The 21,807-nt window shown below is 72.7% G+C and carries 21 protein-coding genes; 7 read left to right on the top strand and 14 right to left on the bottom strand.

Annotated elements, in window-relative coordinates; genetic code table 11:
* Window positions 1-37: 37 nt before the first annotated feature.
* Window positions 38-3,037 (bottom strand): S8 family serine peptidase, encoded by a 3,000-nt coding sequence (locus tag M8316_RS01595; protein WP_250051375.1) that lies wholly within the window; start codon window positions 3,035-3,037, stop codon window positions 38-40.
* Between the two features lie 302 nt (window positions 3,038-3,339).
* Here M8316_RS01595 and M8316_RS01600 point away from each other — a divergent pair, with 302 nt between their 5' ends.
* Complete coding sequence (locus M8316_RS01600; RefSeq protein ID WP_250051377.1) at window positions 3,340-4,095, top strand: SDR family oxidoreductase; 756 nt, start codon at window positions 3,340-3,342, stop codon at window positions 4,093-4,095.
* A 15-nt stretch (window positions 4,096-4,110) separates the two neighbouring features.
* Here M8316_RS01600 and M8316_RS01605 read toward each other — a convergent pair whose 3' ends face one another.
* Together M8316_RS01605 and M8316_RS01610 are read right to left on the bottom strand one after the other, a co-directional pair.
* Entirely contained in the window at window positions 4,111-6,321 is a 2,211-nt protein-coding gene (locus M8316_RS01605; protein WP_250051379.1) for a 3-hydroxyacyl-CoA dehydrogenase NAD-binding domain-containing protein, read from the bottom strand.
* Between the two features lie 5 nt (window positions 6,322-6,326).
* Window positions 6,327-7,544, bottom strand: coding sequence for an acetyl-CoA C-acetyltransferase (locus M8316_RS01610; RefSeq protein WP_250051381.1), 1,218 nt, complete (start codon window positions 7,542-7,544; stop codon window positions 6,327-6,329).
* A gap of 120 nt (window positions 7,545-7,664) precedes the next feature.
* Here M8316_RS01610 and M8316_RS01615 point away from each other — a divergent pair, with 120 nt between their 5' ends.
* The 4 genes from M8316_RS01615 to M8316_RS01630 are packed head-to-tail and all read left to right on the top strand — an operon-like array spanning window position 7,665 to window position 9,738.
* On the top strand, window positions 7,665-8,408 hold the full coding sequence (locus tag M8316_RS01615; protein ID WP_250051383.1) for a helix-turn-helix domain-containing protein: 744 nt from the start codon (window positions 7,665-7,667) through the stop codon (window positions 8,406-8,408).
* The gene (locus M8316_RS01620) at window positions 8,408-8,779 is read left to right on the top strand and encodes a hypothetical protein (RefSeq protein WP_250051385.1); all 372 of its coding nucleotides are present in this window, start codon (window positions 8,408-8,410) and stop codon (window positions 8,777-8,779) included. The genes M8316_RS01615 and M8316_RS01620 overlap by 1 nt, the downstream gene beginning before the upstream one ends.
* A 4-nt stretch (window positions 8,780-8,783) precedes the next feature.
* On the top strand, window positions 8,784-9,107 hold the full coding sequence (locus M8316_RS01625) for a hypothetical protein (RefSeq protein WP_250051387.1): 324 nt from the start codon (window positions 8,784-8,786) through the stop codon (window positions 9,105-9,107).
* A gap of 40 nt (window positions 9,108-9,147) precedes the next feature.
* Entirely contained in the window at window positions 9,148-9,738 is a 591-nt protein-coding gene (locus tag M8316_RS01630; RefSeq protein WP_250051389.1) for a hypothetical protein, read from the top strand.
* A 42-nt stretch (window positions 9,739-9,780) separates the two neighbouring features.
* Here the strand turns inward: M8316_RS01630 and M8316_RS01635 are convergent, their stop codons facing one another.
* Window positions 9,781-10,428: an alpha/beta hydrolase gene (locus tag M8316_RS01635; RefSeq protein ID WP_250051391.1), complete on the bottom strand. Its 648-nt coding sequence runs from the start codon at window positions 10,426-10,428 to the stop codon at window positions 9,781-9,783.
* Between the two features lie 96 nt (window positions 10,429-10,524).
* Here M8316_RS01635 and M8316_RS01640 point away from each other — a divergent pair, with 96 nt between their 5' ends.
* Window positions 10,525-11,427, top strand: a complete 903-nt coding sequence (locus M8316_RS01640; protein ID WP_250051393.1) for an NAD(P)H-binding protein — start codon at window positions 10,525-10,527, stop codon at window positions 11,425-11,427.
* 4 nt (window positions 11,428-11,431) lie between these two features.
* Here the strand turns inward: M8316_RS01640 and M8316_RS01645 are convergent, their stop codons facing one another.
* From M8316_RS01645 to M8316_RS01690, 10 genes are all read right to left on the bottom strand, one after another.
* The gene (locus tag M8316_RS01645; protein WP_250051395.1) at window positions 11,432-12,436 is read right to left on the bottom strand and encodes a cytochrome d ubiquinol oxidase subunit II; all 1,005 of its coding nucleotides are present in this window, start codon (window positions 12,434-12,436) and stop codon (window positions 11,432-11,434) included.
* Complete coding sequence (locus M8316_RS01650; protein WP_250051585.1) at window positions 12,433-13,929, bottom strand: cytochrome ubiquinol oxidase subunit I; 1,497 nt, start codon at window positions 13,927-13,929, stop codon at window positions 12,433-12,435. The genes M8316_RS01645 and M8316_RS01650 overlap by 4 nt, the downstream gene beginning before the upstream one ends.
* Window positions 13,930-14,087: 158 nt before the next feature.
* Complete coding sequence (locus M8316_RS01655; protein WP_250051397.1) at window positions 14,088-14,783, bottom strand: CPBP family glutamic-type intramembrane protease; 696 nt, start codon at window positions 14,781-14,783, stop codon at window positions 14,088-14,090.
* A gap of 257 nt (window positions 14,784-15,040) precedes the next feature.
* Window positions 15,041-15,235 (bottom strand): CsbD family protein, encoded by a 195-nt coding sequence (locus M8316_RS01660; RefSeq protein WP_250051399.1) that lies wholly within the window; start codon window positions 15,233-15,235, stop codon window positions 15,041-15,043.
* A gap of 100 nt (window positions 15,236-15,335) precedes the next feature.
* A complete protein-coding gene (locus tag M8316_RS01665) occupies window positions 15,336-16,805 on the bottom strand; it encodes a flavin-containing monooxygenase (RefSeq protein ID WP_250051401.1) in 1,470 nt (489 codons plus the stop codon).
* 86 nt (window positions 16,806-16,891) lie between these two features.
* Entirely contained in the window at window positions 16,892-18,064 is a 1,173-nt protein-coding gene (locus tag M8316_RS01670) for a CaiB/BaiF CoA transferase family protein (protein ID WP_250051403.1), read from the bottom strand.
* 83 nt (window positions 18,065-18,147) lie between these two features.
* On the bottom strand, window positions 18,148-18,879 hold the full coding sequence (locus M8316_RS01675) for an amino acid ABC transporter ATP-binding protein (RefSeq protein ID WP_272494467.1): 732 nt from the start codon (window positions 18,877-18,879) through the stop codon (window positions 18,148-18,150).
* A complete protein-coding gene (locus M8316_RS01680; RefSeq protein WP_250051405.1) occupies window positions 18,876-19,634 on the bottom strand; it encodes an amino acid ABC transporter permease in 759 nt (252 codons plus the stop codon). The genes M8316_RS01675 and M8316_RS01680 overlap by 4 nt, the downstream gene beginning before the upstream one ends.
* A 138-nt stretch (window positions 19,635-19,772) precedes the next feature.
* A complete protein-coding gene (locus M8316_RS01685; RefSeq protein ID WP_250051407.1) occupies window positions 19,773-20,687 on the bottom strand; it encodes an ABC transporter substrate-binding protein in 915 nt (304 codons plus the stop codon).
* A 49-nt stretch (window positions 20,688-20,736) separates the two neighbouring features.
* Window positions 20,737-21,252, bottom strand: a complete 516-nt coding sequence (locus M8316_RS01690; protein ID WP_250051408.1) for a DUF4396 domain-containing protein — start codon at window positions 21,250-21,252, stop codon at window positions 20,737-20,739.
* A gap of 73 nt (window positions 21,253-21,325) precedes the next feature.
* Between M8316_RS01690 and M8316_RS01695 the strand changes: the two genes are divergently transcribed.
* Window positions 21,326-21,766 (top strand): HIT family protein, encoded by a 441-nt coding sequence (locus M8316_RS01695; RefSeq protein WP_250051410.1) that lies wholly within the window; start codon window positions 21,326-21,328, stop codon window positions 21,764-21,766.
* Window positions 21,767-21,807 lie beyond the last annotated feature (41 nt).

Genomic DNA, 21,807 nt, shown 5'->3' on the forward strand with positions numbered 1-21,807 from the left:
CGGGTCCGCGCCGGTCAGCCGACGCGGACCCGTCGGGTCACGGGACCGCGGGGGTGGTGACGGTCAGCATGGTGCTGACGCCGGTGTCGCCGTACCGGATGAAGCCGAGGTACTGCGAGTCGGCGTCGAGACCGCTCCACTCGGTGGTGAAGGTGGTCTCCTCGCGCGGGGACAGGCTGAGCGTGCTCGGCGTGAAGGTGACCGCGCCCTCGGAGGAGGCGGGGTTCACGTCGTAGACGTTCAGGTCGTAGTCCATCGGCGAGCCGAGGTCACCGGCGGAGTAGCCGTCGATGAAGACGACGTAGGCCGGCGAGTCCGGGGCCTCGACCGTGACGGACTCGTCCGCGGAGGCCGTGGCCGAGGAACCGACGAGCGAGCCGTACCCGGTGGAGCAGTCCGCCTCGGGGGCGGCGTAGACCGACAGGTCGAGGTCCGCGGTGTCGTCGAGCGCGTCGAGGTCGAAGCGGATCAGCGAGCTGCCCTCGGCGACCGGGACGCAGTAGCCGTCGTAGTCGTTCGGCGCGACCGCACCGGAGACGGTGTCGGCGCCGGCCAGACCCTCCATGGTCAGCGGGATCTCGTCGTTGACGCCACCGGTGACGGTCACGTCGACGGAGCCGTCGGTGCCGGTGCCCTCGACCGAGGCGGGGGCGTCGACCTCGAGCGGCTTCAGCGCGACGGGCATGCGCACGACCTTGCGACCGAGCTTGGTGCGACCGACCACGTTGACGTAGCCCTGGGCCCACTCACCGTAGGTGGCGTCGGCGTTCGGGGTGAACGTCAGCACGAGCTTGCGCTTCTGGCCGCGCTTGGTCTTGAAGACGCTGCGGTTCACGTCCACGTCGAAGCCCTTGATCGCGGACTTCACCTTCCACGTGCCGGCCGTCTGGGCGGAGATCCAGCGGACGAACGTGGTGCTCTGCAGCACCGTGGAGTCAGCCATGGAGGGCAGGTTCACGCGCTTGGCGTCGATGGCGCGGACGCCGGTGTCGTAGCCGTTGGCGGTGAGCAGGCCGTACCACTGGCGCGGCGTGGAGGTGACGAACAGGCCGGGCGAGAACATCGAGGTCGGCGTGACCTCACCGGAGCCCTGGGCGAAGACGTCGCGGTTGGCGCTGCCGTCGTCGTTCTTGGTGTTCTGCGCCGTGGTCATCATGGCGGACTTGACCGCCATCGGGCTCCAGTTCGGGTGCTCGCCCATGATGAACGCGCCGAGGCCGGCGATGTGCGGGCTCGACATGGAGGTGCCGGAGTACAGGTCGTAGTCGCGGTCGGAGTTCGACGGCGGCGCGACGGCGGCGAGGACGTTGGAGCCCGGCGCCGCGATGTCCGGCTTGAGGATGTCCATGTTGTTGGCCAGGGCCGGACCGCGCGAGGAGAAGCCGCTGATGACCGGCACGGCCGGGCTCTCCAGGTCGGTCTGGTTGCCGGGGATGATCTCGGCGGTGGCGCCGTCGCCGGCGTCGGCCAGGTAGTCGTAGACCGCGTTGTAGTCCGTGTCCTGGAGGTGCACGGTGGGCACCGAGTGGAAGTCGGCGTCGAGGCTGTTGGCGCTGGTGTTCATCAGCAGCATGCCGGCGCCGCCGGCAGCCAGCACGGTGGCGGACTTCTCCACGCGGGCGACCGTGCCGCGGTCGCAGACGACGATGTCGTCAGCGGCGACCTTCTCGGGGTCCAGGGACCCGTCCCAGCACTCGGCCACGGCCTGCTCGCTCTGACCGTCCAGGCCCACGTCGGTGGACGCGACCAGGCTGCCGGACACCCCGGTGGTGGAGGAGGAGACGCCGAGGAGCTCGGTGCCGTCACCCAGCACCACGGTGCCGTCGAAGTTGCGGTAGGTGGAGGCCGCGACCGTGGTCAGCCACGGGCTGTGGTGGTCCACCGACGAGGCGGTCGGGCCGGAGTTGCCCGCGGAGGCGGCGACGAAGACGCCGGCGTCCGCGGCACCCGCGAAGGCGACCTCGACCGGGTCGAGGGTGTCGGTCGGCGCGCCACCGATGGAGTAGTTGATGACGTCCACGCCGTCGCGGACGGCGTCGTCGATCGCACTCAGCAGGGCGTCGCCGTAGCAGCCGCTCGCGTCGGCGCCGCCCGGGGTCGTCGCCTCCCAGCAGACCTTGTAGGCGGCGATGGAGGCCGCCGGCGCCATGCCGACGACCTCGCCGAAGTCCACGCCCTCGACCGAGACGCCCTTGACGGAGTCGCCGGCGGCGGTGGAGGCGGTGTGCGAGCCGTGGCCGCCACCGTCACGGGGCGAGCTGAACTCGGCCTCGTTCGGGACGATGTACCCGGCGTCGACGTAGGCCTGGAAGGTGTCGGGGTAGTAGCGCGCACCGATGATCTTGGTCGAGCAGTCGCTGAGCTCGAAGTCCTCACCGGTCTCGCAGCGACCGTTGAAGGTCCCGCCGTCGGCCTTGCGCATGGTCGTGTTGCCCAGCGGGTCGATGTGGGCGCCCCACGAGCCGCTGGCCGCGGCGGTGAGCGCGGCACCCTGGAAGGACTCGCTCTCGGGCCAGATGCCGGTGTCGATCACGCCGACCACGACGCCGTCGCCGGCGTCGCTCTTGCCGCCGTTCTGGTTCCAGGCGCCCTTGCGGCCGACCATGTCCAGGAACTTCGCGGTGTTGTCGGAGTCGTAGTCGAGCAGCTCACGCTTGTCGTTCGGGACCACGGCCATCACCGAGCTGTCCTTGGACAGCTGCGATGCCTGGGTCCCGGTCAGCGTGGCGCTGAAGCCGTTCGAGGCGATCGTGTACTGCGAGGCGATCTTCGCCCCGACCGAGCGGGCCAGCGAGCGGTGCTGCGTCCGCAGGTAGCCGCGATACTGCGTGGCCGCGGTGCTGCGGGCGTTGAACTCGCCCGAGGCCGACCGGGTCGCGGCGAGGCCGTTGGTGCCACCGGTGTACGAGGCGGCCGCGGGCTGCTTGAGCAGGACGATGTAGTCGCCGTCCTCGAAGCTCGCCGGCTTGACCTTCTCGATCGGGGTGATCTTGTCCTTGGATGCGTTGCTTGCCGTCGCGGGTGACGTCCCGGCCATGAGGCCGAGGGTCAGTGCGCTGACGGAGAGCAGGCCGAGTGCGCGTGTACGCGCAGCACGACCGGCGTGCGTGTTCGACACAGGTTCTCCCTCTTAACCCGAGATCCCCCGCGTGCCGGCGCCCGATGCCAGCAGATGACACGGAGGTGGTCTGCACCTCACTCCCGTGGGAGCGTGAAGTCAAGAGTCTGAGAACTCTCAGGTACGAAATGTTGCGGTGCCGAAACACTGGTGGACCTGAAATTCTTGCGAATCACCGTGGACCCGCGACAAGCCACGTCCCGTTGGGCATACTGCGCCGGATGAGGACCCTGATCACGGGTGCGTCGTCCGGCCTGGGTGCCGAGATGGCGCGACAGCTCGCGGCGGCCGGCCACGACCTCGCGCTCACGGCGCGGCGGACCGACCGGCTCGACGACCTCACGGCCGAGATCGGCGCGGTCAGCCCCGGGGTCCGGGTGCGCTCCGCGCCCCTCGACGTCAGCGACCTGGGGGCCGTGCCCCGCGTGGTGCAGCAGCTGCGCGCCGAGCTCGGCGGGCTGGAGCGCGTCGTGGTCAACGCCGGCGCCGGCAAGGGCCGTCCGATCGGCTCCGGGCGCCCCGACGCCAACATCGAGACGCTCACGACCAACGTCCTCGGCGCCCTGGCCACGATGGAGGCGGCCATGGCCGTCTTCCGCGAGCAGGGCCACGGCCACCTCGTCGTGGTCTCCTCGGTGATGAGCGTGCGGGCCATGCCCACGCACATGACCGCCTACGCGGCCTCGAAGGCCGCGGTCGCCCGGCTCGCCGAGGGCGTGCGCGCCGAGGTGGACGCGGGCGAGCTGAAGGGCCGCGTGCGAGTCACCGTGCTGCACCCCGGCTACATCGCCTCCGAGATGACCGGCGCCAAGTCCGGCCGCACCCCGCTCATGGTCGACACCGAGACCGGGGTCGCCGCCATGGTCGAGGCGATCGAGAAGGAGGTCGGGCGCGCCTTCGTGCCGCGCTGGCCGTGGGAGGTCCTCGGCCGCGTCCTCGCGATCGCCCCGCCGGCCCTGGCCAGACGCCTGGGCTGAGGCCCGGAGCCGGGCTCAGGCGGGCAGCCGCTCCCCCTTCTCCGCCAGCGTCCGCAGCGACGCCGGCACGGTGAACCTCGGCCCGTAGGCCGCGGCCAGCTCGTCCGCCCGGGCCACGAACGCCGCCAGGCCGACCTCTCCGGTGGGCGACTCGTAGCCGTGCATCAGCTGGGCGGCGCCGCCCGTGGTGGGCGGGAAGCCGATGCCGAGGATCGACCCGATGTTGGCGGCCGCGGACGACTCCAGCACGCCCTCCTCGAAGCAGCGGGCGGTCTCGAGCGCCTCGGCCACGAGCATCCGGTCGGCGACGTCGCGCAGCGGCACGGCGTCCTCCTCCGGCGTCGACGGGAACGCGGTGGCCAGGCCGGCCCACAGGCCCTGCCGTCGTCCGCCCTCGTAGTCGTAGAAGCCCGCGCCCTTCAGCCGCGAGGGACGACCCAGCTCGATCATCCGGCGGACGACGGCCGTGCCGGGGTGGGCGGCCTCGGGGTCGGCGGCCTCGGTGGCGTTGGCGATGCGCGCCATCAGCTCCATGTTCAGCTCGTCGCTGAGCTGGAGCGGACCGACCGGGTAGCCGGCCTGCGTGGCGGCCCGCTCGAGCGAGACCGGGTGCACCCCCTCGGCGAGCATCGCCAGGCCCTCGTTGATCCGCACGCCGATGACGCGCGAGGTGTAGAAGCCGCGGGAGTCGTGGACGATGATCGGCGTCTTCGCGATGGCCCGGACGACGTCGTGGGCGTGCGCCAGCGCGCTGTCTCCGGTGGCGCGGCCGCGGATGATCTCCACCAGCGGCATCTTGTCCACGGGGCTGAAGAAGTGCAGCCCGAGGAAGCGGTCCGCCAGGTCGAGGCCCGTCGCGTCCGCGACCGCCGCGGCCAGGTCGGTGATCGGCAGCGTCGACGTGTTCGAGCACAGCAGCGCGTCGGGCGCGAGGTGCGGCAGCACCTCGGCGAAGACGGTCGCCTTGAGCGCCGGGTCCTCGAAGACCGCCTCGATGACGAGGTCGCAGCCGGCCAGGTCGGCCGCGTCGGCGGTGGGGGTGATCCGGGCCAGCACGGCCGCGGCCTTCTCGGGCGTCGTCCGCCCCTTCTCCACGGCGCGGGCGTTCAGCGTCTCGGTGTAGCCACGGCCGCGCTCGGCGGCCTCGAGGGAGACGTCCTTGAGCACCACGTCCAGGCCGGCACGGGCGCACGCGTGGGCGATGCCGGCGCCCATCATCCCGGCCCCGAGCACCGCCACGCGGGTCGGTCGGAACGGCTCGACGCCGGCGGGCCGGTGGGCCGGGCCGTTGACGGCCTGCATGTCCACGAAGAACGCCTGGATCATGTTCGTCGAGGTCTGCGAGGTCACCAGCGAGGTGAAGTAGCGCGACTCGATGCGCGAGGCGGCGGCGAAGTCGCGACCGGCCCCCTCGACGGCGGCCGAGAGGATCGCGGCCTGCGCCGGCGGCACGTGCCCCTTCGTCTGCTGGCGCAGCAGGGCCGGGAACGCGGGCAGGGCCTGGGCCATCTGCCGCGAGGACGGGGCACCGCCGGGCATCCGGTAGCCCGGCGCGTCCCACGGCTGCACGTGCAACTCGGGGTGCGCGAGCACCCACGCCCGCGCGTGCTCGAGCAGGCCCGCGGCGGGCACCACCTCGTCGACGAGGCCCTGGCCGAGCGCCTTCTCGGGGCTCATCTGCGGGCCGCGCAGCAGCACGTCCATGAGGGCGCTCTGGAGGCCGAGCATCCGGGTGACGCGGGTGACGCCGCCGCCACCGGGCAGGAGCCCGAGCGTCGCCTCGGGCAGGCCGAGCCTGATCCGCGGGTCGTCGGCGACGACCCGGTGGTGGCAGGCCAGCGCGAGCTCGAGACCGCCGCCCAGCGCGGCGCCGTTGATCGCGGCGACCACGGGCCGACCGCAGGTCTCCAGCCGCCGCATGGTGGCCTTGAGGCCCTCGACCATGAGGAACGTCGCGGCGGCCTCGTCGGGGCCGGTGCGCTGCATCGAGAGCAGGTCGCCGCCGGCGAAGAAGGTCGACTTGCCGCTGGCCAGCACGACGCCGCGCACGTCGTCGGGCCGCTGCTCCAGGTCGGCGAGCAGGGCCTCCACGGCTGCCGCGAACGCGGGGCCGAACCGGTCGTTCATGGTGTTCACCCGCGCCTGCGGGTCGTCCAGGAGGAGCGTGGCGACGCCGTCGCTCCCGAGCTCGTAGGTCACCGAGGTGTCCACGGTCGTGCCGCTCATCCGGCTCACACCCTCTCCACGATCGTCGCGATGCCCATGCCGCCGCCCACGCACAGCGTGGCCAGCCCGCGGCGCAGGTCGCGCCGCTCCAGCTCGTCCACGAGGGTGCCGAGGATCATTGCCCCGGTCGCCCCCAGCGGGTGGCCCATCGCGATGGCCCCACCGTTGACGTTGGTGATCTCGGGGCTGATGCCGAGGTCGCGCATGAACCGCAGGGCGACCGCCGCGAACGCCTCGTTGATCTCGAACAGGTCGATGTCGCCGACCTCGAGACCGGCCTTGGCCAGCGCCTTGCGCGCGGCCGGGGCGGGGCCGGTGAGCATGATCGTCGGGTCCGCCCCCGACACGGCCGCCGACACGACGCGGGCCCGGGGCCGCAGCCCCAGCCGCTCGCCGGCACCCTCGGAGCCGAGGAGCACCAGCGCCGCCCCGTCCACGATGCCGGAGGAGTTGCCCGCGTGGTGCACGTGGTCGATGCGCTCGACCCGGTGGTACTTCTCCAGGGCCACGGAGTCGAAGCCGAAGTCGCGCCCGAGCGCGGCGAAGGAGGGCTTGAGCCCGGCCAGGCTCTCGGGCGAGGTGCCGGGCCGGATCGTCTCGTCGGTGTCGAGGATCGTCAGCCCGTTGCGGTCGGTCACCGGCACCACGGACGAGGCGAAGCGGCCGTCCGCCCAGGCCTTGGCCGCGCGGGCGTGGGACTCCGCGGCGAACGCGTCGACGTCGGCGCGGGTCCAGCCGCCGAGCGTCGCGATGAGGTCGGCGCCGATGCCCTGCGGCACGAAGCCGGTGGCCAGCGCGGTCTGCGGGTCGGCCGCCCAGGGGCCGCCGTCGGCACCGATCGGCGTGGAGGACATGTGCTCCACGCCGCCCGCGACGATCACGTCCTCCCAGCCCGAGCGCACCCGCGCGGCGGCCTGGTTGACCGCCTCCAGCCCCGAGGCGCAGAAGCGGTTGAGCTGCACGCCCGCGGTGGTCTCGGGGTAGCCGGCGGCCAGCGCGGCCGTCTTGGCCAGGTCCCCGCCCTGCTCCCCGATCGGCGTGACGACACCGAGCACGACGTCGTCCACGGCCTCGATGCCGGCGTCCAGCCCGGGGTTGCGCTCGCGCAGGCTCTCGAGCAGACCGGTGGCCAGGGAGACCGGGGTGACCTCGGCCAGGCTGCCGCTCGCCTTGCCGCGACCGCGTGGGGTGCGCAGGTGGTCGTAGATGAACGCCTCGGGCATGGGCTGCCTCTCTGCAGGGGCCGGATGGGGAGCAGCGCGCGTGACGGGCGCCACTCACGATCATGACACCGGTACTGTCACGGTGGTCAAGAGCGAGGGCACGACCTGGGGAGGAGGGGCATGGGCGAGCAGGCTGTGGACGAGGAGGGGCTCATCGGCCTCGCCGACCTCACCGAGCGCACCGGGGTGAGCGTGCGCAACGTCCGCTTCTACACCTCCCGCGGGCTGCTGCCGCCGCCCGTGCGCCGCGGCCGGTCGGGCTACTACACCCCCGTGCACGTCGCGCGGCTCGAGCTGGTCCGCGAGCTGCAGGGCCACGGGTTCACCCTGGCCGCGATCGAGCGGTACCTGGCGACGCTGCCCGAGGACGCCGGCGCCGACCAGCTCGCCGTGCGGCGCACGATGCTCACCCCCTGGCACCCCGACGACGAGCACGTCGCCGACCTCGCGGCGCTCGAGCAGCGCGCCGGCCGCACCCTGGACGAGGCGGCGCTGGCGCTCCTCGACGCCCTCGGTGTCGTCCGCGTCGACCCGGCGGGCGGCTACCGCCTCGCCGCGGGGCGCCTCACGACCGCCCTCGACCTCCTCGCGCTCGACTTCCCCCTGGCCGCCGCGCGGGCGGCCGGCGACGCGTGCCGGCGCGCGGGCGAGGCGCTGGCCGCCGAGCTGGACGCCGTCTTCCGCGAGCAGGTCTGGCCCGCCTACCGCGACACCGACGCGGGCTCGGAGCGACTCCAGGCCCTGGTCACGGCGATGAAGCCCGTGACCGTGGACGGCCTCGTCGCCGCGTACGAGGCCGCGATGGACGCCACCCGCCGCGAGGAGGTCGCCCGCCGCACCGGTGCGCCCGACGGCGGCGTGTGATGGACTCAGGCGTCATGGACGCCCTGCCCGACCGCTCCGCGCTGCTCGCCCCCGCCCTCTCCGCCCGCCACCTGCGCTCGCTGGCCTGGTCGCTGGCCGGCGCCACGATCCTGGACGCGGTGGCCCTGCTCGCCGCGATCAGCGACGGGAACGACGGCTGGGCCACCGCCACCGGGTTCGTCCTGCTGCTCCTGGTCGTCGGCACCGCCATGGCCGTCGTGCTCACGGCGGTGCGTGCCTCCGAGGAGCGCTCCCAGGCGCTCCAGTTCGAGTACGCCTCGCACCTGCGCGACCTGGTGCGCGGGCGCGACGCGACCACGGGCTCGCCCGCCGCGAGCGGGGACCTCCCGTCGCCGCCCGTGGTGGAATGACGTCATGCCGGACCTGCGAGCCTCCTCGCGCGCCGCGGCCGCGCCTCCGGTGCCGCCCGGGCTGTCCGTCGCGTCCCTGCGCCTGCTGGCGTGGGTGCTGTTCTGGGCGACCTTCGCCGACATGGCGCTCAGGATGCTGTCGGTGCTCAGCGGCGGGGGTGGGTTCGCCGGCTGGACGCTGCTCGTCCTCCCGATCCTGGTCGGCGGCACCACGGCCGCGGCCGTCCTGGTCGGCGTCCGCGCGGCCGAGGAGCGCACCCGCGCCCTGCTGGCCGAGACCCGGTGCCGGTGCGCGGGCGAGCCGGGCGACGGGCCCGCGGGTTCCTAGAGCGGTTGCCGTGCCGCCCGTCCCCGTATCCATCCGTCCTGTGCGCGTCCGTCCCCGGCTCGTGCGTGCCGGGCTCCTGGCCACCGCGCTGCTCCTGACGACGGCCTGCTCCGAGCAGGGCGACCCCGGCGACCCGGCGGACGTCGCTGCCGCCCGGGACCGGCTGGGCGCCGTCCAGTCGGCGCTGGAGGTCTGGGCCGCCGCCGACGACCTGGTGCAGGCACGGGCCGCGGCCGAGGCCGTCTCCAACCTGGTCACCGGACCGGGGGTGCACCTCTACGGCGACACCGACGGTGACGGCAGCCTCGCCGGTGCCGTGGACGCCGGACTGCTGCCGGGCGAGCAGGGCGAGCCGAGCCTGGGCCTGCCGCTGGAGGAGTGCGCCGGCATCGACCTGCTCGGGGGCTCGTGGGCCGACCCCGCAGCGCGCTGGCGCGACCTGACCGAGCGGATCGAGGTCTGGGCGCCGGACGACAACCGGTTCCCCGAGCTGCCCAGCCACGCCCAGCGCGTCGTCGGGTGGGCGCAGCTCACCCTCGCCACCGACAGCCTCGAGGACGCCCACGAGTACGCGGGCCACGCGCAGCTGCACGTCACGGCCTCCGTGGACGCCGTCGACGAGTGCGGGTGAGTGCTCTCGACGTGCGCTCGACCACCAGCGGTGGCCGAACGATCAACTGGCGGTGAGGATGCCCTCCAGCCACCCTGCCAGCGCGGTGACGCCCTGCGCGGTCAGGCCGTGCCCGCCGTCGTCCGTGTGCACGGTGACGTCGGCGCCGGACTCGTCGGCGAGCCAGGTGCGGGTGCGGTCCAGCAGGTCACGGGGGATGACGTGGTCCGCGCTGCCCTGGGCGACCAGCACGCGGGATCCGGCGAGCCGGCCGGTGGTGAGGTCCATGCCCGCGGGCTCGAACGGCAGGGTGCCCGCGAGGACGGCGACGCCGGCCCAGCGCTCGGAGCGGGTCAGGAGGAGCCCGCCGGCGAACGCCGCGCCGCCGGAGAAGCCGACCAGCACGACGGGGCGCCCCGGCTCGGCCACCGAGGCCAGCCACGCGTCGAACCAGGCCATCGTGCCGGCGAGGGAGTCGGCGTCCGGGCGTCCGATCCCGTGGTTGGCGAACCATGCGTACCCCGACTGCTCGGCGCCCAGCGGCGCGCGCAGCGCCACGTAGGACGCGCCGGCCGGCAGGTGCCGGGCCAGGCCGATGATCGAGCGCTCGTCGGCGCCGCGACCGTGCAGGAGAACCACGAGCGGGCGCGCGGCGTCGTCCTCGGCGGTGGAGACGGCCACGGGCAGGGTGGTGACGGGGGCGGCACTCACGAGAACTCCTGACGAGTCAGTTGCTGAATCTTCAACCACATCCTACCCCCGGCGCGGGTGAGCAGCCCCCGGCGTCCGCCTGCCTACCGTCGACCCATGGGTCTCACCGTGCTCGTGACCGGCGCCAGCGGCTTCGTCGGTGGTCGACTCGTGCCCTGCCTGACCGAGGCCGGTCACACGGTCAAGGCCATGACCCGCCACCCCGACACCTACACCGGTGAGGGCACCCCTGTCTTCGGTGACGTCTTCGACGCCGGCTCGCTCGCCGAGCCGATGGAGGGCGTGGACGTGGCGATCTACCTGGTCCACAGCCTCGACGACACCGACTTCGAGAAGAAGGACGCGGCGGCGGCCCGTGACTTCGGCCTGGCCGCGGCGGCCGCCGGCGTCGACCAGATCGTCTACCTCGGCGGCCTGGGCGCCGACGGCGAGTCCCTCTCCCCGCACCTGCGCTCGCGCCGCGAGGTCGAGCACCTGCTCGGCTCCTCGGGCGTGCCGGTCACGGTGCTGCGCGCCGCGATCGTCGTCGGCGCCGGCGGGGTCTCCTGGGAGATGACCCGGCAGCTGGTCAAGCACCTGCCCGCCATGGTCGTGCCCCGGTGGGCGGCCACCCGTACGCAGCCCATCGCGGTGGACGACGTCGTCCGCTACGTCGTCGGCGTCACCGGCAACGACCAGGCCCTCGACCGCGTCTTCGAGATCGGCGGCGCCGACCAGCTCTCCTACACCGGCATGCTCCAGGAGGCCGGCAAGGTGCTGCTCGGGCGCAAGCCGCCCATCCTCGAGGTGCCGGTGGGCACCCCGATGCTGAGCGAGTGGTGGATCCGCCTGGTCACCGGCGTCGACGCCACCACCGCGGGCAACCTGATCGAGTCGATGGGCACCGAGGTGCTGGTCACCGACACCAGCATCCGTGACGTCGTGCCGTTCGAGCCGATGAGCTACGTGGAGATGGTGCGCCTCGCCCTGGCCGAGGAGAGCGCACCCGCCTCGGCCTGAGAGGTCAGTGCGCGTCCTCCGCGGACCACTTCTGGGCGGTCCACAGCAGGTAGCCGAGCGAGGGGCCCACCAGGGCGGCCGCCAGGCCCACGGCCACGAGCAGCGCCTCGAGGGTCGCGGTCGCCCCCGCGGCGTCGGTGATGGTGATCTCGTCCACCAGGAACCACGGGTACTGGCCCATGCCCCAGCCCGAGACGACCGCCGCGACGGCGCCCACGGCGGTGACGCGGGCGACGCCCGGGCGGCGCACCCACAGCAGCACCAGGGTCGCGGCGCCGAGCACCGCCGAGGCGATCACCAGCGGCAGCGCGCGGTGCGTGAGCCCGTACCAGAGGGTCGGGGCGTCGTCGTGCAGCGGGATGAGGCCGGCCAGCACGATCGCACCGGTGCCGATGCCCACCGCGAGGACGCGGCGGCGCAGCGAGGCGGCGAGGTCGGCGTCCGGGCCGCGGGTGGCGTCGGCGACGAGGAAGACGCCGGCCAGGAAGGCGCAGGTGCCGATCGCCACCAGCCCGCCGATGACCGAGGTCGGGTTCAGCCAGGAGGCCCAGAGGTCGCCGCGTCCCTCGGCGGGGACCCGGCCCGAGGCGATCGCACCGGCCACCGCGCCCAGGAAGAACGGTGTGATGACCGAGGAGACCGCGAAGACCACGCCGAAGAAGCGGGCCAGGGCCAGCGACTCGGCGTACTTGCGGAACGCGAACGCGGAGCCCCGCAGGACGATGCCGCCGACCGCCAGGAACAGCGGCACGATCAGCGTCCGCATCACCGGCTCGTAGGCGCTGGGGAACGCCGTCCACCAGACGACGAGCACGTAGATCAGCCAGACGTGGTTGGCCTCCCAGACCGGCCCGATCGAGTGGTCGACCTGGCGGCGGATGCGCGCACCCGACCGGGAGCCGCCCGCGGTGAGGTCGTAGAACCCCGAGCCGAAGTCGGCCCCGCCGAGCACGGCGTAGAACAGGACGCCCGCGAAGAGCGCGGCCGCCACGACCACCTCGAGGCTCATCGGCCGGCCGCCTTCTCCGCGCCGGCGTCCACCGCGTCGGTGCCGCTCGGCTGCAGCTCCGGCCCGTACGGGCTGGGCAGCGACTCGTCCCCTCGGCGCCACCGCTTGGCCATGGACCGCAGGACGACGATCGCGCCGATCGTCATCAGCGTGTAGACGACGACGGTGATCCAGTAGAGCCACCACAGCCCGGAGTTGTCGCCGGCAGCCTCGGGGGTGCGCATGACGCCGTAGACGATCCAGGGCTGTCGGCCGACCTCGGTGGTGATCCATCCCGTCTCCATGGCGGCGATGGCCGCGATGCCGGAGAAGGCCATGATCCGCAGGAACCACCGGCTCGTGGCCCGGTCGGTGTCGAGCAGGTCCCACTTCCGCCAGCGCGCGAACCAGAAGATCAGCGCGAGGCCCATCAGCAGCATGCCCAGACCGATCATGATCTGGAACGACCAGTGGGTGAGGTTGACCGGGGGCAGGTCCTCCTCCGCGAACTCGTCCAGGGAGGGCACCGGCTCCGAGAGCGACTCCATCGCGATGATCGAGCCCAGGTAGGGGATCTCGATGGCGCCGACCTTCTCGCCGTCGCTGTTGACGTACCCGCCCAGCGTCATCGGCGAGGGGCTCTCGGACGTGGTCGCCAGCTCCATCGCGGCGAGCTTGCTCGGCTGGATCTCGGCCAGCTCCGCGCCGAGGAAGTGGCCCACGACGGGCTGGGAGATCGCGGCCACCGAGGCGAAGACGAACGGCACGATGAAGCCCAGGCGGTGGTGCCGGTCGCGACGGCCCTTGAGCATCCCCACGGCGTAGACCGCGGCGATGCAGAAGCCCGCGACCATGAACGTGGCGACCCACATGTGGCCGAACTGGAGCCAGACGCGATCGTTGAAGAACGCGGCCCAGGGCTGGATGTTGGTGACCTCGCCGTCGACGATGTCGAAGCCGGTGGGCTCGTTCATCCACGCGTTCACCGCGAGCACGCAGAACGTGCCGACCACGCCCGTGATGGCCATCGGCACCAGCATCAGCAGGTGCACCTTGGGCTTCATCCGGTCCCACCCGTAGAGGTAGAGGCCGATGAAGATCGCCTCGAGGAAGAAGGCGAGCCCCTCGAACGCGAACGGCAGGCCGAGGACGTCGCCGAACGTGCCCATCAGGCCGGGCCAGAGCAGGCCCATCTCGAAGCTGAGCACGGTGCCGGAGACGGCGCCGATGGCGAAGAGGACCGCCGAGACCTTCGACCAGCGGCGGGCGAGACGCAGCGCGTCGGCGTCCTCGCGGTACACGCCGCGCCAGTGCATCGCCAGGATGATCGTCGGGAAGGCGACGCCGAAGCACGCCAGGATGATGTGCCAGCCCAGCGACAGCGCCATCTGCTGGCGGGCCGGCAGCAGGCCCGCCGGGTCGGCGGTGCTGCTCGCGTCGGCGGTCAGGGAGGTCAGGGCGGTCAGGCTCGCGTGCACGTCGAGCGACCCGACGACGGTGTCGAGAAGGGGCATCACGCTGCCAAGGTACGTGCCCCACAGTGTCTTCCGAAGCGCTCGTGAGAACTTTCACAAGGTCCCGTCGGCCCAGGTGAGGGGTACATTTGGCCCCTCTTGCACGTCCTTCGGGTGCCGCTGGACCCGGCGCGACCTGCGGCTTTACCCGACAATCGTCAGGCGAACACCAGCGGCAGCACGAGCAGCATCGACAGCGACCACGTCAGGTGCGTGATGATCGGCGCCAGCACGCCGCCCGAGGCCCGCCGCTCGAGCCCGACCACGACGCCCAGCAGCACCGCGGCGAAGGCGAGCATCACGTTGCCGCTGGCCAGCGTCGCCACCAGGTAGGCCACCGTCGTCACGAGGACGGGGCGGCGCGGCGTGGCCGCGTAGGCGGCGCCGCGGAAGAACAGCTCCTCGGCGATCCCGTTGATCGCGGTGACCACCACCAGGATCGGCAGCGAGCCCTGCGTCGAGTAGTCGAGCACCGAGCGGATCTCCTCGACCAGCGGCGCCAGCACGTCGATGGCCTGCACCAGGTACCCGCCGGCCACGAACACCCCGACCATCACCGCCCCCACCAGGAACGGCGAGAGGACGGGGCGCACCAGCCGGTCGCGGAAGGCGATCCGCCCCAGGTGGATGCGACCCGAGACGAACGCCCCGGTCGTCCAGATCGCCGCGAGCACGAGGGTGAGCAGGTAGAAGGCGACCGAGCCCGGGTCGGTGCGCAGCAGGAAGCCGAGGGCGACCGCACCGGCGACGACCACCACGGCCACGACGACCTGGCGTCGGCGCAGCACCTGGGGGCTGTCCCAGTGGTCGCGCGGGACCTTGTCCCACAGGCTGCGGCGGACGATCTGGCTCACGGGTCCTCCGGGCTCCTGATCTCGGTCGCGGCGGCTTGCGCCTCCGATGCTCCCGCGTCCGCGGCCTGGGTCGGGTCACCCGCCCGGGGACGGAGGCACCCCGGGACGCGGCGAGGGCCGCCCCGGTGCGGGGCGGCCCTCGTCGGGCTCGGTCGTGGGACCGAGGTGTCACGCGCGCTCAGACGCGGTGCTCAGAAGTGGTGCTCAGACGTGGTGCTCAGACGTGGTGCTCAGACGTGGCGCTCAGACGTGGCGCGTCACTTCGAGACGGCGCCCTTGACGTCCTTGGCGGCGTCCTTGAGCTTCTCGCCGGCCTGCTTCAGGCCGGCCGAGGACTGGTCGGCCTTGCCCTCGGCCTGGAGCTGCTCGTTGCCGGTGGCCTCGCCGACCGTCTCCTTGCCCTTGCCGCCGAGCTCCTCGGACTTGTTCGACAGCTTGTCGCTGATCGCCATGGTTCCTCCTCGGATGAGAGGGCCCCGCCGTCGGGGCCGCACCCTCCTCGGATACCCATCCGGCCCGCGGGGCATCTCACCCCCTCGGGCACGGGCGGCGTCAGCGGAACGCCAGGACCCCGTCGTCCAGCTCGTCGTGCCGGATGGTGCGCAGGTCGGTGAGGTAGTTCTGCTTGAGCATCCACGGCGCCCGGTCGCCCTGCCGGGGCAGGTGGTCGAGCGCCCGCAGCACGTAGCCGGACTGGAAGTCCATGAACGGCCGCTCCCCCACGCTGGGGTCGCGCTCGGCCACGAAGCTGCTCAGCCCGTGGCTGTCGAGGTGCTCGAGCATCCGGCAGACGTAGTCGCTGACCAGGTCGGCCTTGAGCGTCCAGGACGCGTTCGTGTAGCCGATCGTGTAGACGAAGTTCGGGACGCCGGAGAGCATCAGCGCCTTGTAGGCCATCGTCTCGTGGGCCTTGACCTCGGCGCCGTCGACGGTCATCGAGATGCCGCCGAACGCCTTGAGCCGCAGGCCGGTGGCCGTGACGATGATGTCGGCGTCCAGGTGCTCGCCGCTGGTCAGCCGGATGCCGGTGGCGTCGAAGGTCTCGATGTGGTCGGTGACCACGTCGGCCTTGCCGCTGCGCAGCGCCTTGAACAGGTCGGAGTCGGGGACGAAGCAGAGCCGCTGGTCCCACGGGTTGTAGTCGGGCTTGAAGTGGGTGTCGACGTCGAGGCCCGTGCCCTCCAGCTGCCGCGCCGTGGCGGTGCGGATGAGGTTCTTGCCCCACTCCGGCCGGCGCTGGAACAGCTGGTAGCTGCCCACCTGCACCAGGATGTTCTTCCACCGCACCAGCGGGAACCGGAGCTTCTCGGGCAGCCGGGCCAGGGCCTTGCCCCAGCCGTCGCGGCCGGGCCGGGACAGGATGTAGGTGGGCGAGCGCTGGAGCATCGTCACGTGCTCGGCGGTCGGCGCCATGGCCGGCACGAGCGTCACGGCGGTCGCGCCGGAGCCGATGACCACGACCTTCTTGCCCGCGTAGTCGAGGTCCTCGGGCCAGAACTGCGGGTGCACGACCTGGCCCTCGAAGTCCTCGGCCCCGGGGAAGACCGGGGCGTGGCCCTTCTCGTAGTCGTAGTAGCCGGAGCAGCCCCACAGCAGGCTGCACCGGACCTGCTTCTCGACCCCGTCGTGGGTGTAGGTGACCGTCCAGCGCTGCTCGTCGCTGCTCCACGCGGCGCTGGTGACCCGGTGGTCGTAGCGGATCAGCCGCTCCACGTCGTACTCCTCCGCGACCGCCCGCAGGTAGTCGAGGATCAGGTGCCCGTCGGCCAGCGCTGTGTCGCTGGGCCACGGCCGCCACCGGAAGCCGAAGGTGAACATGTCCGAGTCCGACCGGATGCCGGGGTAGCGGAACAGGTCCCACGTGCCGCCGCTCGTGGCGCGGGCCTCGAGCACCGCGACCGACTTGCCGGGGTGGCGGGTGACGATCTGGCAGGCGGCGCCGATGCCGGAGAGCCCCGCGCCGATGACGAGGACGTCGACGTCCTCCACCGGCTGCGCCGGGCTGGTGTCCTGGGAGGTCATGTGGCGACGGTAACGCGGATCCGCCGTTATTGACAGATATTCATTAGTGGAGATCTGTGCTGGCACGCCTCCCGGTGATCGAGACCTCAGGCCTGGTGGACGACGCCGCGCTCGATCAGGCCGTCGACGTCCGCGACCCCCCAGGCGGCCAGCGCGGCGCGGGTGTCCTGACCGACCACGGCCGGCGGCGGGGTGCCGAGGCTGGCCGGCGTCTCGGAGAACCGGGGTGCCGGGGCGGGCTGGGGGCCGTGCTCGCCGGGCAGGAAGGTGCCGCGCGCGGCCAGGTGCGGGTGGAGGGGCGCCTCCTCCCGGGTCAGCACGGGGACGAGGCAGGCGTCCGTGCCCTCGGCGGCGGCCGTCCACTCCTCCCGGGTGCGGCCGCGGATCGTCTCGGCGAACAGGGCGCGCATCTCCGGCCAGCGGGCCAGGTCGAGCTGGCCGGGGCAGTCCGCTGCGACGTCCAGCACCTCGAGCAGGGCGGCGAAGAACGGCGGCTCGAGGGCACCGACGGCGACGTGGCCGCCGTCCGCGGTCTCGTAGAGGTCGTAGAAGGGGGCGCCGCCGTCGAGCAGGTTGCGGCCGCGGGGCTGGGTGTCGAGGCCACCGTTGGCCAGGGCGTGGGTCATCGCGTCGAGGTGGGCGAGACCGTCGACGATCGCGGCGTCGACCACCTGGCCGCGGCCGGTGGCGCGGGCGTGGGTGAGGGCGGCGAGCACGCCGATGACCAGGTACGTCGAGCCGCCGCCGAAGTCGCCGAGCAGGTTCCGGGGGAAGTGCGGACGCGCCGGGTCCTGCCCCGCGCCGTGCAGCGCACCGGTCAGGGCCGTGTAGGTGAGGTCGTGACCGGCCGCCTGGGCGAGCGGACCGTCCTGCCCCCAGCCGGTCATCCGCCCGTAGACCAGCGCCGGGTTCACCGCGAGGCACTCGGCCGGCCCGACGCCGCGGCGCTCGGTGACACCGGGCCGCATCCCCTCGACGAGCACGTCGGCGTCGCGCACGAGGCCGAGCACCAGGTCGGCGGCCTCGGGGTGGGTGAGGTCGAGCGCGACGCTGGGGCGGCCGCGGTTGAGCAGGTCGTGCGCACCACCGGTGAACATCTGGCCCTGGGGCCGGTCGAGCCGGATCACGTCCGCACCCAGGTCGGCGAGGATCATGCACGCGTGCGGACCGGGCCCGATGCCCGCCAGCTCGACCACCTTCACGCCGGCCAGCGGCCCGCCTCGTCCTGCCTGGTCACCGGGGTTCTGCTGCTGGGGCATGCGCCCCATCCTGCACCCGGGACGTCATGCATCTGAGGGGGACTGCGTCCGCTCCGCATGACGTCCCGACACGAGGGCGCTCGTCAGAGGACGCGGGCGAGGAAGGCGCGGGTCCGCTCCTGGAGCGGCGCGCCGAGCACCTGGGAGGGCGGGCCCTCCTCGCAGACGCGGCCGGCGTCGAGGAAGACGACGCGGGTGGCGACGTCCCGTGCGAACGACATCTCGTGCGTGGCCAGCACCATCGTGGTGCCCTCGGCGGCCAGCTCGCGCAGGATGCCGAGCACCTCGCCGACGAGCTCGGGGTCCAGGGCGGCGGTCACCTCGTCGAGCAGGAGCAGCGACGGGCTCGTGCACAGGGCACGGACGACGGCGGCGCGCTGCTGCTGGCCACCGCTGAGCCGGTCGGGGTGGACGTCCGCGAACTCGCCCAGCCCGAAGCGTCCGAGCAGGTCACGGGCCCGCTCCTCCGCCTCACGACGGGAGCGGCGGTGGGCGAACCGCGGGGCGAGCACGCAGTTCTGCAGCACGGTGAGGTGCGGGAACAGGTTGTAGGCCTGGAAGACCATGCCCATCCGCCGGCGCACGGCCCGCTCGTCGGTGCGCGGGTCGGTGATCTCGTTGCCCTCGAACGTGATCGTGCCGTCGTCCACCTGCTCGAGCAGGTTCAGGCACCGCAGCAGCGTGGACTTGCCCGACCCCGAGGCGCCGATCAGGCAGACGACCTCGCCGGGCTCGACGTCGAGGTCGATGCCCTCGAGCACGACCCGGTCGCCGTAGGACTTGCGCAGGTCGCGCACGGACAGCAGCGCGCTCATCGGGCACCCGCCCTCTCCCGCTCGACCAGCCGCTTCTGCAGGTGGTCGGTGAGCCGGGCCAGCGGCACCGTGAGCACGACGAAGTAGAGCGCCACGACCACCATCGGCGTGTAGTTGAAGTTGAAGTTGGCGTAGTTGGTGGCCCAGAAGACGCCGTCCAGGACGCCCAGCACGGAGACGAGCGCGGTGTCCTTCTGCAGGGACACGAAGTCGTTGAGCAACGGCGGGACGATGCGGCGCACCGCCTGGGGCACCACCACGTGCCGCAGGATGCGGCCCTCGGAGAGGCCCAGCGCGCGGGCGCTGGCCACCTGCGAGGGGTGCACCGACTCCAGCCCCGCGCGGAAGACCTCCGAGACGTAGGCCGAGTAGGAGACCACCAGCGCGACGCCGGCCCACACGACCCGGTCGTTGGTGATGCCCTGCAGCTGCAGCGCCGGGATGCCGAAGCCGAACATCGTGATCAGCAGGATCGTCGGGATGCCGCGGACGACGTCGGTGTAGACGACCGCCACGACCCGCACGGGCGCCAGCCAGGCCGAGCGGGTCGTGCGGGCGACCGCGATGAGCAGGCCCAGCACGAGGATGCCGATCTCGCAGACGACGAAGAGGCGGACGTTGAGCCACATCGCCTCGAGCACCGCCCGCCAGGACTCGCGGGCGGCCTCGGGCGAGAAGAAGTACTCCTTGACCCGCTCCCAGCCGGGCGAGCTGACCAGCCCCACGAGGAGCAGGCCGAGCACCACCACGGTCATGACCGTGGCGATCAGGGTGGAGCGACGCCGCTGCCGTCGACGGAGGGCTCGCCGCTCGAGCTCACGCTCGCTCGGGGACCAGTCCGCGGGCGCCGCTGCCCGCGCTGCTGAGGGACCCACGCCCGGTGCCGACCCCGATCAGTCCAGCTCGGGGACGGACACGGAGTCGGAGAGCCACTTCTTCTCGATCGCGGCCAGCGTGCCGTCGTCCTCCATCGCGGCGAGCGCCTCGTTGACGCAGGTCACGAGGCTGGAGCCCTTCGCGAAGAGCATGCCGAACTCCTCGGTCTCGCCGGTCTCCGGCTGGAACTGTCCGACGATGGTGCCGCCGTCCAGCTGCACGGCCGAGATGTAGAAGGCGGTGGGCAGGTCGGCGAGGATCGCGTCGACCTGACCGTTCTGCAGCGCCTGCACGGCGGCGTTCGTGGTCTGGAAGACGGACGGGTCGGAGTCGGGCTGGATCACGTCGGTGATCGCGGTGAGGCTGGTGGTGCCGGTCTGCGCGCCGAGGTTCAGGTCCTTGAGGTCGTCCAGGCTGGTGGCGTCCGCGGCGGCGGAGCCGTCCAGCGCGATGACCGCCTGGGCGGCGGAGTAGTAGCCGTCGGAGAAGTCGACGACCTTCGCGCGCTGCGGGGTGATCGAGATCTGGTTGATGTCGAAGTCGAAGTCCTTGGCGCCGGGCGCGTAGGAGGTGTTGAAGGGGACGACGGTCCAGGTGACCTCGTCCTCGCTGAACCCGAGGCGGCCGGCGACCTCGTAGGCCACGGCGGACTCGTACCCCTTGCCGTTGGTCGGGTCGTTGCCCTTGAACCACGGCGAGTAGGCCGGCGAGTCGGTGCCCACCGTCAGCGTGCCGGCCGTCGTCAGCATGTCGTCGGTGACGCAGGCGGCGGGGTCGGCCGACTCGCTGCTGCCGTCCGAGCCCTCCGCGGTCGCGTCGGCCGTCGTCGAGCCGTCGTCGGAGGCCGAGACCGACTCCTCGGTCGGCGCGCAGGCGCTGAGCACCAGCACGGACGCGGCAGCAAGGGCAGGCAGGGCGAGGCGACGGCGCATGAGTCGGATCGTAGGGCCGACGTGTGACACCCGGGTGACGCCCGTCCGGTCAGTGGCCCTGGGCCGTGTGGTGCATCTCGTGACCCTCGTGCCCGTCACCGTGCCCGCCGCCGTGCCCACCGCTGTGCCCGTGCAGCTCGTGCACCTTGGCGTGGCCGAGACCGCGGTCCATCAGCCACTTGTTCACCGGCACCGCCACGAGGAAGGCGATGGCCAGCGACAGCGCCAGCGTCCACCAGAACAGCCACTGCGTGAGCGTCGCGGAGAGCGCGCCGGGGATCAGGGCGATGAAGCCGTTGTCGACGAGCTCCATCACCAGGATCGAGACCGTGTCGGAGGCCAGCGCCGCCTTGACCGCGGTCGAGGTGGAGAACCCCGCCTTCTTCACGCCCCAGAAGGTCAGCGAGTAGCCGAACACGAACGCCAGCACGAACGAGACCGTGACGCTGGTCAGGTTCTGCCAGGCGAAGGCGGCGGCCAGGATCATGCCGACGATCTCCCCGGCGGCGCAGCCGGTGAGGCAGTGGCGGGTGGCGGTCGCGGCCATCTTCCAGGAGGTGTCCATGCCTCTACCACTACCCCTCGGGGGTACTCGTGCACCTGGTCCGGGAGGGTGAGGACCGCCTACGCTGGGGCCCGTGCCAGGCGAGGTGAACCGCGACGCGACGTGTCTGTTCTGCCACATCGTCGCCGGGGAGGTCCCTGCCACCGTCGTGGGCGAGGACGAGCGCACGCTCGCGTTCCTCGACATCAACCCCGCCAGCGACGGCCACGCCCTGGTGGTCCCCAAGGCGCACGCCGCGGACCTCGGTGCGGCCGACCCCGAGGACGTCGCGGCGACCGCGCGGGCGGCGCAGGCCCTCGGCGCCCGGATGCGCGAGCGCCTGGGCGCGGACGGCGTGAACGTCCTGACCGCGTGGGGCGAGGCCGCCTGGCAGACGGTCTTCCACCTGCACTGGCACGTGATCCCCCGCTACGCCGGTGACGAGGCCCGCGACCGGCTCCGCCTCCCCTGGACCCCGTCGCCCGGGGACCCCGCCGTCCTCGCCGCCGTCGCCGCGCGGCTCACCGCCCCCTGAGCGGCGACCGACCCCGCGCACCGGCCGCTGGTCGGAGCGGA

It is taken from the genome of Nocardioides bruguierae (assembly GCF_023554635.1).
GTDB lineage: Bacteria > Actinomycetota > Actinomycetes > Propionibacteriales > Nocardioidaceae > Nocardioides > Nocardioides bruguierae.